Origin of the sequence: Phocaeicola sp. RTP21359st1_B8_RTP21360_211022, from assembly GCF_040911965.1 — a bacterium.
Taxonomy (GTDB): Bacteria; Bacteroidota; Bacteroidia; order Bacteroidales; family Bacteroidaceae; genus Phocaeicola; species Phocaeicola vulgatus.
The window spans coordinates 59,238-73,986 of sequence record NZ_JBDFXP010000013.1; the positions used below are offsets into that span (position 1 = coordinate 59,238).

Consider the following 14,749-nt stretch of genomic DNA (forward strand, 5'->3'; position numbering starts at 1 on the left):
GACGCCTGCGCTACCCGCACAACGTTTTACGTTGCTATTTTTTATCTTAATCTGCCTGATTTATGGCTTTAAAGGCCGCGACGCTACCCGCCCAGCGTATGATGCCCCTGAAGGCAAGCCGAACGCCGATGAGCGCATACGTGACCGATGAATCGTAACTCGCGACCGCATACGAAACACCGCCCAACGCGCTCGCGTGGCTGTACGACCGATACACCACACGAGAAAGCCCGGTACCCACATAGAACCTGTCGAACCAATGAGAGGAAGTGGAACCGCCTTCCTTGGCCGCAATCAAATCCATATACCGGCCCCAAACCATGTGGGTAGGATAAATATCCGCATTATAAACAGTAATTCCCTGTACAACGCGTTCCGTTCCGTCCGGCATGGTAATAAACCACCTTCCGTCCGCCGCCGTCTTGTTTACTGTGACATACTGCAACCATTCCGCCTTGTTTCCCTGGAAATTCTCATATCCCAGCACATTGACGGACTGATAATTTACACCGTCCCGGTAAGCACCTTCCGCCTGTGGATTGGAACCGCCCTTTTCCTTATAATAAGAAACCGTATCACGCATCCCCAGCGCATTTGTAAGGCCTGTCACTTTCTGGTAATTGTTTGTTCCATATCCGCAAACTCCCTGCGAATCGGTATTACCGTATTTAAAGAAATGCAGATTACCCACATCCTTGTGCATCTCCCAGTCGAACAGCTGGAAACCTTTGCCCCTGTTCTGGGCGTATTTGACTGCCTGGCTCTGTGAAATAGTTCCTACACTTGAAACACCACTGACAGAACGCAGCACATCATCAATCAGATAGGCTTCATAAACACCGCCCAGGCATTCCGTATGCTCTACCCAGTCCGGCTCGATCGCTTCCACACTTTCCGATGTTGTGAGTAAAACGAAATCGAAGGCCGCCGAATTAAGGAAAGTAAAGGCCAGTTTCGTAGCCCCTACAGGAACGGCACAAAACAGATACATACCATTGATAAAACCGTTCGCATTTGAAACGCTGATCCGACTTACTATTTTCCCGGCATCATCTATAAATACAGCACCGTAAAGAGTAGAAGCAAAACCGGGAAAACGAACCTGCTTGTAATCCCGGACGTCCACCAGGGCGAACGATCCGGATTCGTATTCATTCTTCGCCTCTTCAATGGTTGTGTAATCCGTATTCTTACGAATCCCGATCCCTTCCGTCACATCCAGTTCCTCGCGGGTAAATCTTATACTGGTGTACCCTGCTGCTGCCGGCGCATCCTCATTACTTGAAATAAAACCGTAAAGGCACTGATTCAGCACGTCCGTTACTCCCTTGTACCAGTAATGAGGCTCATATATGTAAACTTCACCTTCCGATCCGGTTAATACTGCATCCGTGGCGTTCTCCACGCTGTCACTATCCGCGTATTTATTTCGGTTCTCATCATGAAGCGGGTAACAGGTCATTTCACCCTCCGCCGTCTTTTTAGCCAGAATACAACGTCTTTTCGACAACACTTCCAATATATGGGAAGACGGGGTAAATTCAGTATTATAGTCATATCCGGTAGAGTTATCCAGATTCGTAATCTTTTCCCCGTCTCCTACCGTCTGATCTATTTTTATACCGACAAACTGCGGCTGAATGATATTCAGTTCCGGGAAATGTGCACAGGTGGCGGCGTACTCTTCATCCGACATGGACTGGGTGAGCCGGTACGTACCTACCAGGCGGCACGTCTGCACGTTTCCCCCGTCTTCATCAACGCCGCCCATTGTCATAAGCCTGCGAAGCAAATTACCGTTCCCGTCCATATCTATACCGGTAATTCGTAGATAGCTGGTCGCACTGCATTGCTGTAATAACGTGTTCCAGTCGATCAGGCTACAGTTATCAATCACAAGGCGCGTGATATTTGCCGTACCTTCCAGCTGCAGCCCTGCATTGGTTAGTTTGTTCAGGTACCGGAGTTCGAGCGTCTGCAAAGTTCCGGGAAGGACGCAAACGGCCAGAGGCGCACCGCCGGCAAATGTCACACCGGTAAGGGATGTATCACCGGCCAGGAAGGTTTCAAGTTTGGTATTACTTGAAAGGTCCATACCGGTAAAGGAAGAAGATTTAAGTCCGGATATGTCGAGTTTTCGAAGATTACGGCAATTACCCACCAGAAGGGCGTTAAATGTCGTCTGTCCGGCCTCACAACTAACATTCAGTTCACGCAAGGCCGTGCAGTTGTTCAGGTTCAACGTGCCGACAATGGCGTGGGCTACATCCGTCAGATCAAGCCCGCGAATACGGCTTGCACCGTAGAAATATTGCGGATCGTTTACAATTAAATCCGTGTCCATTGTCAGTTCCACCACAGCCCCGGCCGTTTCTGCAAGTACCGCGCTTTGGTGCGGTGTTCCGGACGTGTACCCGTACCCGTAATAATACCGTTCGGAGGCCGTAATCCGAATTTTCCGGTTATCGCTGCCGAACTTGTATCCGAAATAAGCCGCGAAGCTGTCACGACGGTAAGTACCGGCCACATACTGACTATCCAAAAGGGCGAAACGGTTCTGAATGGTATAAGTACGGTGCGCATAACGGCTTCCCTGCAAGGCATACAGATAATTATAATAACTGGTTCCGCTGCCGGTTGTCACCCCTTCGGTAAGCGGAAGGATATATTTATATTCCGAATCCTTGTTATAAATCCGCTCGCACCAGTTGCCCATTTGTTCCTCGTTAAATACTTGCAGGACATATTCAAGGCTCATATTGCTACGCAAGGTTTCCGCCACTTCACGCAATTTGTCCGGACAAGACCGTACCAGTTCCCATAAAACGGAATCATGGCCGGCAAAAGCATAACTACCGATACTATCGTCAAAACTTTCGTGGGTAATGGTATATTCGTATTTCAGTACCGAATCATTACGCACACCGAACAGCGTGTCCATATCGTAAGGAAGGAAATACCAGATCAGAGAGTCCCAAGTCGCCAGCATCATGTTTTTTGCCCGGTTATCCACAGCCATAAAGTAATCGGTAATCAGATACCATGCAAACGGGCTGTCATTACCGAAATACTGGTTATATTCCGCCAGGAACTTGGCGGGATCATCCTTACATGAATCGATCCAGTTCCAAAGCCTTGTAACTGCCGCCTTGTCGTCCTCGTGTGCATCCGCCCAGGTAGTGTCCGCCTTGAAACGAAATTCCAGCGCATCATCAAAAGAAGACATGTCGGTAGTCCCGAACAGACAAAGGGCCTCGGAGTTGTTCAGGAACTCCAGACAGATACATTTGTTACGCTGCCCGTTCAGGGCCGCTTCGTCGTTGAATCCTTCAATTCCTTCAAAACCGTAAATGATCGCACTTTCCGACTTCTCATTATTGAAATTGTATTTTCCCAGATAAGTATTCGCACCGGTGCCGTCGTTGTCATAAAACAGGTCCATAGGGAAACCGTCCACGCCTATACGTACGTCATATTCCCCCTTATATGCAGCCTGCGGCGGTGTCAGCCACCCGCACCTCTTCCAAACGTCGTTCACAATACGCACCGCACCGGTATTATGTGTACCGGAAGAATCGGAAAAGTCCGCTTTCAAACAGAATATACTGATCGGCCGTGCTCCCGGTTTGAAACTGTATTCAAGGGACGGCACATCCACGCCGTTAACTTCCAGCGTGGTACCGTATTTTTCCAGGCGCAAGAAATAAAGACGGTAATTCTTACGCGGATAAGTGGTGGATGATGTACCCTGTATTCTTAGACCGACATTCCTTGCTACAAAATCGTACTCCTTACCCTGCGGGCTATAAAAATAGATATCGACCGGTACCTCGAATTTCTTGTTATTGGTGGCGTTGACAAGGTTCACATCGCCGACAATTCGCATAACCGCCTTTCCCTGGGCGCGTAACTTGTCTATGTCGATATCCGTACCGTTGTCCCCCGTAACATCATTCTTTTCAAATAACAGGACCATTTCGTCCGACGTAGTCCGGTCTACCATGTAATTGTTCAATTCTTCATCATCCGTAAGCGCACGGTTATAAATACGGAAATTCCTGATCTCCACATCCGCCGTATCACTGAACAAACGGATGTTCACCGGTTCCGCCTGCAGTAATCCTTCGGTAGCCCCATACTGCACCGCTCCGCAACGGATTCCGTTTACATAAAGTTCCAGCAACCGCTTACCGGCCTTGGCCCCGACAATAAAGGCCATTTTCAGGTTCATATCACTTGCAAACTTCGTACTTACTTCCGTACCGCCGGAAACACGCATAAGGGCCTGCTCCGTTGTCATCTGGAAACCGATATCGCCGGCCATACAGTCCAGTATCACCCCCTGCCGGTCCGTTACCGACGAACAAAGAATTTCCATTTCATAGGTAGCCCCGGTAGTGGTTGCATCCGTGGAGAACGGCCGGTACCCGATTTCAATCTTCGCGCCTCCCGTAAGTTTCAGGGCGTCACCCGTCCAGCCGTTGCTGCTCCAGTCGAAACCAGAAAATGTCGTATGTATGTCGCCATAATCCCAGGCTCCCGGATCGGATTCGCTGTTGCTCCGCCCGGCTGCCGAAAGTTTCAGTACAAGCCCGGCGGTAGTTTCCTGCAAGTCGATCCCGCTTTCCGTTACGTCGATATAAAACGGGTATTCCGTGGCCCCCGTCTTAAATTTCATAGTGATCTCGCCCTGCTCCGTAAAACGGTTGGTATATGTCTGCGTAGTACGGGCCACACTGACAGACTGCGTTTTCACCCCGTCCCGGTAAACGTCCATTTGAGCCGGCGTTGCGTCAGGATCATAAGCCACAAAGTCAAATTTTACCTGTTCGTACTGCCCCGCTTCCAAGCGCGGAACAAGATGGTCCTCCGTAAAAATACGGCCGTCCGGAAAACTCATCATCGTGCCGATGAACGGTGCCGATCCTCCGGATTTCAGAATATCAATATAGATACTTTCAGACTTTAACACGAGATCGGCGGAAGCCTCCATTTCGGCAACCATTTGAACGGTATTCCGGCCGGTCACAAGCGAAGAGGGGGACAAACTGAAACTGCCGTTTGTCGTTCCCGATCTTGTAATGGTGTGCGCGTTCTGTTGCCGGCCGTTCAGATAAAGCGTGACGACCTTTGTTCCGGAACCGCTCACGGCATAAGGGATATTAATCGTGTCGGCCAGGGTATAACCGCCTGCGGCTATGGCCCCGGCCAGATTGTAAGAGCTGGTAAGGGAAAGGCTGACAACCTTCACGGATGTAAACGCCTGTCGGGTCTGTTTCTTGCCGGTAGTCGGATCGGTTGTGGTTGCCACTACGTAAATATCGGTATTCCCAACAAGCAAGTAACTTGAAAGGTCCAGTTCGTAACTGCCTTTGGAAACATCGCTGACCGTCTGGGAATACATGGTAGTTGTTCCACGCCTGATCGTAACGGTGATATCCGCCTTTTGCCCGGTAGATTCCCCCTTTTCATCCCCCGTGGTGTATTGGTGATCGTATGTATAAGTAAGACGGGCGTTTCCGCCTTCCTTGATTATGGCGTTATCTACAGCCGCATTCAAGACAATTTTAGTAGCCACCGTTTCGCCGGAACCTCCACCGGAACCGGCCGGGATATCCACGGCGGTAATTTCCGCGCCGCTTTTGTTCTGGAAAGACAGACGGACGGATGTTTCATCCTCGCTTACCTCCGCATTTACGTTAAACAGCGTGGAAGCGTCCACCTCGTTAAAACGGGCGGTTACTACCTTGTTTTCTACCGGATTGGTGGAATCGGCGGACAAAGTCTCGTCCACTTCCAGGATATCCACGTTTACATTCACATTACCGGCCGCGTCCGGCGTCTGCTTCTCGCCGTTTACCGTTACGCTCTTTACCGTTCCTTTGCCGCCGAACTCTTCCCAGCTCGCCTCCTGGTCCCAGGCATCCAGGGCGGTTCCGGTAAACTGGTACGTCTCCCATTTGCCGAGCGATGTTTCAAAGGTGATGACACGCCCCCGGCCGCGCCACTTCTCCGGTACCGCGGCAATGGCGGAAGCCAGGGTATAGAAACCTTCCGTAAGCGGCACACTGCCGGTTACATTATAGGTATTCCCGCCGCCTGAACCGCCGCTGCCGAAATCCTCCCACTTTTCGACATTCTCAAAATCCGTGTCCGGATTGCCTTTAAATTGTTTCGTCACCCAGCCGTCGGCAGTGAGGAAAGAAAGGATCACGCCGTTTTTCCGGACATCGTCAATCTTCCCCGCCGTTTTCAATGCTGCAAACACCCCCGACAGATCACTATAAACGCTGCCGGCGTTCAAGAGGTTGTTTACATTGGTAAAGGTGGAAGACAGACGCCCGGCAGTTTCCTGCAACTCCTGTTTCATTTCGTCACGGTCTGCCTGCAACGTGCTTATGTCCTCGGAACAACTGCTAATATCCTGGGACAGACTTTTCAGCTTTCCCCAAAGGGAACCGTCTTCACTCTGTGAACCGTCTTCGCTGCCGATACGGGCGTTGATATCGGCCAGCAATGCGGCCAGCGAATCACTGTCTTTAAGCCCGTCCAGAAAAGCAAGAATTTCGTTAAAGTTGTCGATTGCCTGCGAAGCGTTGTTGCCGACAAGCCGGTCGATACGTAGAGAAACGGCGTCGATAGCCTTCTGCAAGGCTGCATCGGCGGCAATGCGGGCGGCTTCCTCCGCCTCGATTTCCTTACCCTGGGAAACCAGTTTCAGGTGTTCGTTCAAGAAGCCAAGAACCGCCGCCACCATTTGGTTGGTAACGCTTTCCGCGTCCTCCGCGGTTTCAATGACTATAATAAGATCATCGATATACTCCTGTGTTGCCATATAGATACATTAATTAAATTGTTTACTGAACTCTTTGGAATGAACCCGCGGTTTCCGGTAGCCGCTTTCCGTGATTTCTCCCGTCCAGTTGGACTCCTTCTCGGCAAACGTGAGCTTTAACGTCACGTTCTGCGGCGCGTCCGGACGGACACGGTAAGAAAACTCTTCCGCCGAAGGAATTACCTTGATCTCTTCCCGGCCGTAACCTGCCAGGTAGACATCATCGGAGGAAAGCAGGTCAAGAAGAAAGCGTATTTCCTGCGGGCGTTTGAATCCCGTCTTAACCGTTACGGCTTCCTGTATCTCCGTACGTATGCGATCCGAATAATAATCATCGGTAATTTCATCGTAACGCCGGAAAACAGCGTCTTCGTCTTCATCCATGCCGGGAGTTACGCTCGCCTCGCCTTCCAGGGAAAACACCTCGTAAACCCCGTAACTGTTCAGGAACCGGAGCCGGTAACGCTCGCGGACCGTCGGGCTTTGCTCGATCCCGATCCGGAGAGCGAACGTTTCACCGCTATACACGTCAAAAAGGTTGGCCAGTACCCCGTAATCGGTAAAGAATTTAAGTCTTACGGCCTCCAGGTTCAAGGCGTAGAAATTCCCTGCCGTGCCTGGTACTGCAAGGCTTTGTCCGGTAAGAAGTTCCGTTATTTTCAGCTCGTGCTCCGGATAGATGAAACAGAGCGGGTAAAGTTCCGTCTCGCGCATCGTTATACGCCAGTCATTGCTCCGGGTGGTAAAGAAGAAATTGCAGGATTCATTCAAGAACTTCAAAGAAAAGATGTTATTACCTTCTTCATGCAATTTCTTAAAAGCCCGTTTGGATATACCGCCACGCCAGGCAGTAACAACCAAAGTGGCCGTTTCTTCCTCCTCATTTTGAAGGGTGATCGTGACGACCGCCTTGTTATACCGTTTATCGGAAAGGCTTATCAACATCTCGGAACTGTCCGTTAACGGGGGAATATCAACAAAAAGCGTTTCCAGGACCTCCGCGATATTCACCTTGAAACTTCCATTACCGTTACCGGTAAATATGGAACGCATAAATTCAAAGTTCACGAAATACATTATATTGTAAGTCGCCATAGAAGTAGTTTCTACCGAAAGATAAACAGGGTTTCCGGTAAAGGCGTTTTCCGTCGGATCAATGTTTGCTGTCAAACTCATAATTCAAAGGTGTTAACGATGAATATTCCGTTAAACTCACTCTTATTTTCAAGTCCGGAAAGGAAACGATCACGCTGATCCGTGGGAGACGTCAGGAACTTGTAAAAGTCCGAGAGCCGCCCCGCATGGTTTTCCCTCCAAAGCTTATAAAGCTCCGTCACCTGTGAAGATGACGGGGCAAGGATGATATTATTCTGCTTTTCCATGCTGCAAAAGTTGGGTTTATCAAAGGAAGAATAAAGGACGGGATCAGCTAAGCACCCTCGATGCGACAAACCTTACCTGGTATTCGACTTCTTCCGTTTCGTAACAAAAATAGTTGGCCGCGCCGGAATGCTCGTTTACCTCGATTTCAACCTCTATCTTACATTTGTAAGTTTTTTCTATGATGTTATCCTGTGCGGTGGGCGGATTTTTTAATATATCCTCATCCGTTGACGGCGTAACATACCCGTCATATATCGTATTCGATACACGGCAACCGTACACAGCATACATCCAGTGATAACGGTAATAATCTTCCCAATATTCCACCCTTCCGGCCTGTACACTCTGCAAATTGGAAGAATATACGACCCACACGTAGGAAGCACCGCCCCACACGGGAATGCCCTGTTCATTATCCAGATTATAGGGACCGATCAGACGCAGGGAACGCAACGTAATGTTTACCGGTACCAGTTTACCCGCAGGAAGCGAATAGGAAAGGCCGTCCAGAAGCATGTACTGCCCCCGCAGGGCTACCGGGGTCAAGACATCCATTTTCATAAGCTGGTGAACCGGTAAAAGGGTGTTTGTGTCCACCTGGTTAAAAGAGTGCCTTAATACGGCGTCATACTTCTGCCAGAACTTGGCAAACAGACCGTCTTCAAACTGGAATAAAAGCGATATCGTATGTTTGCTGCCGTCTTTTAACGTAATTTCTCCGCCGTCCGGAGCGTATGGTAAAATAGAACCGAAGGAATAATCCGTACTTTCCGTAACGGCCTTTGTAAAAGCGAAAGCGAAGGAAAGCGGCGTCTCCTCCTTTTCCGAATCCTCTTCATCATCGGAAGAGGTTTTCAGGTAGGTATAACGGTGCACATACCCGGCCAGGTAATACGGGGAAAGAAGGCCGTTCGGGGCAAAATCCATAAACACGCATTCATCATCGCTCGCCAGCTCCTCGTCCTCTACGTTTTCCGTCTTCCGGTCCCAGTTAAAGAAACTGGATGATGATAACGTATGCTTCTTGTTGCCCGAATCCCATTTGTACCAGTTGCCGGTGGTCTTCTCGTAGTTCAGCCACACGGAGGCCTGGGAAGGATCGAAACGGCTTACACGGATAACCATTTTTTCGTTCCCCTTGATATAGTCCTCGTACCGTTCCACCGAAGGCGCGGCACCGGTAAAAGACGTTTTGGCCGATAACTTTATCTGACGGGCCGTTTCATAATTGATAAGGGGTTCCGCCGTCAGATTCCGGGACAGATCAACGGCAGGTTCATCTTCCATTATATCCCGGATCAGTCTTAAAGTGGCCGTTTTCGTATCGGAAGAGACATTATAAACCAGTCCGAAACGTACATACAGCGCGTTTAAAAAGTCCTCAATCGTACAATCCGGCATTAAATCGGCATAATTGAGGATACCCGTCACGCAACAGTCGGCGGCATTGTTCAGGATTACCAGGCTGGAAAGTTCCTTGTCCGTCTTAAAAGGATTTTCGGTTATAGTATAACCAAATTCTGAAAATATAAAGTCCAGGACACGGTGCACGTATAAGAAGGGGGCCACGCCGTACCCTTCCGGTAAACTCGTTTCGGTCGGGGTATCATTTATCAGTAGTGTTTCCGTCCTTGCCTGATAGCATAAGGCATATTCACCGTTTGAATCCAAAGTGATACGGTTTATGTATTGCGGGTAATACGTGCCGTCCTTGGAATCATTTTTGACTACTATTTGAAATATGGCAAAATCTTCATGGGAATCCGTGAAGAACCAGTTTATAGAGGACATAAGACCGCTAACGGTACCGCCGCTTATGCTGGGTAATGTGATCGAGTTCAGTTTCTTTGCTTTCCATGCGCTGTAGGCTTCCGAATTGTCAAAGCCGATGTTAAGGGTAATACCTTCTTTTTTACCGGCGGAAACAATATTTATCTTCCCGGTACGTTTATATGCTCCGTCCAATACCGTACATGCCTGATCTTCATTCATCGGCTTTATACCCATGTCGAGACGGTGAGCAAAACCGGTTATTTTAGCATTGTTGCCGGTACATGGAACCGTAACCGGTACGGTTTGCGATCCCCGGTCGTTCATGACAGGGGATTTTTCATCAATCTGTACGGTAAAGTCTCCCCCTAAATCCAGATAACCTTTGTTCGTCTTTATCTTTAGCATAATGATTACTTATTTTCCGCGTGTAAAGGTGTCGCGGGCGTTATCTATAGTTTCTTTGGCCTTCTCCAAATCCTGATAAACGATATAGGCCTTTATCAATTTGATAGCCTCACAGGAGGCGCGCAGCTCCTTTGCCGCTTCCAGGAACTCCCAGTAGGAAGAATCCCCTGCATAAGAGGTAACGTAACCGCCTTCCGCATATTCACCCGGATTCTGTGGCAACGGGTTCGCATTGGTACGCTGCCGCCTGATCGCTTCGATAGTGCTAACAGCGTCAATTACTTTAGGATTATTCATTTCCGGCTGTGGTACCACATATTCTCCCTTATGAACTACGCCGGCCACTTCATAGCGTCCGCCGGGACCGGTGTAACCGCCTTCCGAATATCCACCACCGGAAGAACCGGAAACAACACGTTCAGCCGTGGCAGTCTTGCTGCCGGTGGTGTTTTTCAAGGACATGTTTTTAATCCTGTCCCGTTCTGCTTTGGCCGATGCAAGCTGGGCCACACCGGTAGCCGCAAGCATTACTGCAGCAACGGTTCCGGCGATCGGTCCGAGGTCCGCGTACGCCTTCATAATCGAAACGGCCGTATCTGCTATGATCTGGGAACACTTGATAGCAAAGTTTACATCCGCGTACTTCTTTTGAATCTCCAGTTTCTTATTTTCCTTCTCTTCTTCCAGGGCGGCAGTATCTTCACCGTTGTTCTCGGCTTCCTGTATGAGAACATCGTATTTTGCTTCCACCTGGTCGATTTCGGCTTGTTGAATGGCTTCCACCATGGAAGAGGAAAGACCGGAATAATAATCAAAGTATTTTTTAGCGTTATTCATCTGCATTTGCAGCTTTTTACGCTGGTATGTCTTTTCATCTATTAATTCCTGATTGTGCAGATTCTTTAACAGGGCCAGTTCATTCTGGTATTCCTGTGCCCATGATACGCCGATCTGGGATTGAATCTGATATAAACTATTCTGATAATCAAATTCAAGCTGGCTAATTTCCTGCTGTTTCTGTTTCTCCAAACCAACGGTAGAAATCCCCGCCTGTCTCGCTATCTCAATTATGGCATTATAAGTCGTTTCTACATCCTGAACCTGCTTCCGGTGTGCCTCCTGCATACCGGTTATTCCTATCGGAACGGAAGTTATTTCACGTACTTTTTGAGCAATGGCCGCCTGGTCACGTAGTAGCTGCATTTCGGTTTCACGCACGGCGTCGGCGGCTTCCGTAACAGTATCTATACGTTTTTGTTTACTGGTGATCTCCAGGGCGTTTACATCATCCAGGTAAGTACGGTTTATCTCCAGGAGTTCTGCAGCGTGCTCCGCTTCAACTTTCAACATATAGGCGTCGGCGGCTTCCTGCGTGATACTTTGGTTTAATACCGCTTTTTCCATGGTGTCCTTCTGGACGTTGTAATAGGCGGTTTCAATCTTTAACCGTTCATCCCGTTTCTCCTGTACCAGTTTTATACGGGCGTCCTCCTGCTTACCGGTTTCCGTAAAAATGGCCGTCTGTGCTTCTGTTTCGAGCTTGTGGATTTCATCGAGTAACTTCTTCTTCTGGGCCGGCGTTTTTGCTTCCAGCTTCTGGAGTGCGTCGATACGTTCCCGGTAATAGCGAAGGTTTTCCGCTGTTCCTTCGAGAATGTATTGGGCTTCCGTCTTATTTTCCTTTTCCCGGTTCTTTTTGATTAGAAGCATACGTTTTTCGTGCTCGATCTCCAGAGGTTTTAATGTAGCGTCCGTTTCTGTATTTTTATACTCCCCGGCTTCCGCTTTCTTTTTGACCTTCCCCAGTTCGTTTAAACGTTTTATTTCGGTGTCGATACGTTCTATTTCCTTGTTTTTCTTGGCGATATTCGCTTCGCTGTCTTCCGCCCACTGTTCCTGAACCTTTTTCTTTTCGGCCTCCAGTTTCTTTATAAGGGATGTTTCAGTATTTATATTTTCTTTATTGGTTCCGGTTAATGAAGTGGCCGTCGCCTCTGTTTTTAAGATATCATTATTGATCTGGGCGATTGCTGATTCTATACCGGCCAAATCCTTCTGTGTTGTTTGTAGAGCTTTCAACTGGTTAGCCTCTTTTTCTGTACCAAATAAACGGCTTATTTTAGCGGTAAGACTGTTCCGGTTATATCCTGACAATGTATTTTGCTGGCGGGTGTCCCAATAAGCGTCGCTTTGCTCTGATTCCTGGCTTTCAAGATTCCTTTTTTTCTTGTACAATTCTTCCAGTTCCTCCTGGTAAGCTTTCAACTTGATTTGTTTTTCCAAGGAAACTAAATATTGATCTATGGCCTCCTTGTTGTTGTTTATGAGCCTGCCTTCTTCATTCAATTCCGCATTATAATCCGGTATCAGTTCTTTTAATTCCGCAAGCCTTTGTTTACGGGTGTAGTTGGAAAGGTTCTCATCATTGATAGCAGCTACAAGAGTTTTTATTTTTGCTTCCTGGCTGGAATATTCTTCATTCACTTTCTTTACGACTTCCTGGTGGGCCTTCATCGCCGCCGAAGCCTGTTCCGTCTTCTTTGCAAGCTGGTAGATAGCAACACCGGCTGCCACGAGTAACGCGAGCAGGGCCGTATATGGATTCTTCAAAAGTTCGATCCTCATTAACCGAAGGGCGGCGGTACATCTTTTAATATTCAGGTGCAGCAATGCCTGGGCCGCCGCATAAGCCAGAGTAGCCGCCCGGCTGATATAAAGCTGTACGGCGTGCGCTTTCTCTGCAACGACCGAAGCAAGGGTCGCCGTTTTAAAACGGGCGTGCCACATGGTAGCGATTTTCAGTCCTCCATAGTAAGAAACCAAATAAGCGGTAACGGTATAAGTGACAACACCCCATTTATTAAACATGTCGATCATACCGCCCACACCTTCCACCATAAGCGTAACAAGGTCTATTAAATCCCGAAGAATACCCTTTGATTCATAGAAACGTAAAACTACCCCTTCGATAGTTGAACTTAATGTATTGAGGGAACCTTGTACATTATCACCCATTTCTTCCGCCATGGCATTAAATCCCTCTTCGGCTCCTGTTACTGCATCACGGAGATTTAAAACGGTATCAGTACCATTTAAAAAGGTATTAAATGCGGCAACCGAACGTTTATCCGTTAAATCCAGTGCCTTATTAAGGTCTATTCCTTCACTGTTCAGCTTTTTCAGCCCCTTTACAAGGTCTTCTAAGTTATCTACAGGACCACCAAGGGCAAGTGCAAGTTTACCGCTACCGTCAGCCAAGTTAAGCAAAATATTACGTGTTGCCGTCGCTGCCGATGAAGCGTCGAAACCGCTGTTTGCCAAAGCCCCCAAAAGGGCGGTCGTTTCCTCGATCGTGAATCCGAAAGAATTAGCAACCGGCCCAACAATAGACATTGCCGTATTTAAGTACTCGAAGCTTAAAGCGGATGCGTTACATCCCATAGTCATAGTAGAAACAGCCCGTTCCGTATCTTCCGCATCAAGGTTGAAAATACGCAATGTTGCACCGGCAAGCGTAGCAGCCGAGGCAAGATCAGTGTCCACAGCCTTAGCGAATTTCAGCACGGAAGGCGTCATCGCTTTAATATCCTCTTTAAAAAATCCCAGCTTGGCAAGCTCTATCTGAAGTTCCGTTACCTGTGCGGCCGTATAAGAAGTAGTAGCACCCAGCCGGCGCGCTTCATCTGTTAAATCCTTGATACTCTTTTTCGTGGTTCCCAGAATAGCGGCCAAAGTACTGTTTTTCTTCTCGAACTCTATAATAGTACTGATCGCATCCCTTAGCCCGCCGACAATCTGTCCGGTTATCATTGCGCCGATAGTGACAAACACACCGGCCAGAACCGTTTTTATCTTATTCAGGGAAAGAAGGGAACCGCCGAAACCTTCCGCCTTTTTCGTGGCCTGCCCGTATGCTTTCTCAACTTCTTTCAGTTCCTTCTCCAGGGCGGCATATTTTTCCGGCTGCAAGGATTTCACCGTATCGCGAAGCTCTTTCCGCAAGGCGTTTGCCTTCCTTGCCAGCTGGTTGGCACTCATGGTGGTTTTATCCAGCCGTTTCTCACATTCGGCAATCTTCTTGTTATTCTCGCCGATCGTCTTATTATTTTCTTTCAGTTGCTCATCAAGCCTTTTCCATTGTTTACCGCCAGCTTTCCCGGTGGCGATTAAATCGGTCATAGCCTTTTTTATCTCCTTATTGCTATCCCGGAGCTCCTTGTTCTTTTCTGAAAGATTATGTATTTCCTTCTGCGCATCGGAGGCGTTCAGGGTTAACACCCATTCGATATAGTCAGGTTTTAATTTTGCCATAAGAGTAAATTTTATAAGGCAAAATTATCCTGGTGTAAAGTG

The 14,749-nt window shown here is 48.3% G+C and carries 5 protein-coding genes; all 5 read right to left on the reverse strand.

Features of this window, described 5'->3' with window-relative positions:
• Positions 1-46 precede the first annotated feature (46 nt).
• The 5 genes from AB5062_RS08600 to AB5062_RS08620 are packed head-to-tail and all read right to left on the reverse strand — an operon-like array spanning position 47 to position 14,707.
• Complete coding sequence (locus tag AB5062_RS08600; protein ID WP_368326871.1) at positions 47-6,835, reverse strand: CotH kinase family protein; 6,789 nt, start codon at positions 6,833-6,835, stop codon at positions 47-49.
• A 9-nt stretch (positions 6,836-6,844) separates the two neighbouring features.
• Entirely contained in the window at positions 6,845-8,011 is a 1,167-nt protein-coding gene (locus tag AB5062_RS08605) for a hypothetical protein (RefSeq protein WP_004318207.1), read from the reverse strand.
• Positions 8,008-8,217 carry a hypothetical protein gene (locus AB5062_RS08610; protein ID WP_004318206.1) on the reverse strand — a complete coding sequence of 70 codons (210 nt, stop codon included), beginning with the start codon at positions 8,215-8,217 and terminating at the stop codon, positions 8,008-8,010. The genes AB5062_RS08605 and AB5062_RS08610 overlap by 4 nt, the downstream gene beginning before the upstream one ends.
• Positions 8,218-8,260: 43 nt before the next feature.
• Positions 8,261-10,396: a hypothetical protein gene (locus AB5062_RS08615; protein WP_368326870.1), complete on the reverse strand. Its 2,136-nt coding sequence runs from the start codon at positions 10,394-10,396 to the stop codon at positions 8,261-8,263.
• A gap of 9 nt (positions 10,397-10,405) precedes the next feature.
• Positions 10,406-14,707: a phage tail tape measure protein gene (locus AB5062_RS08620; protein WP_368326869.1), complete on the reverse strand. Its 4,302-nt coding sequence runs from the start codon at positions 14,705-14,707 to the stop codon at positions 10,406-10,408.
• Positions 14,708-14,749 lie beyond the last annotated feature (42 nt).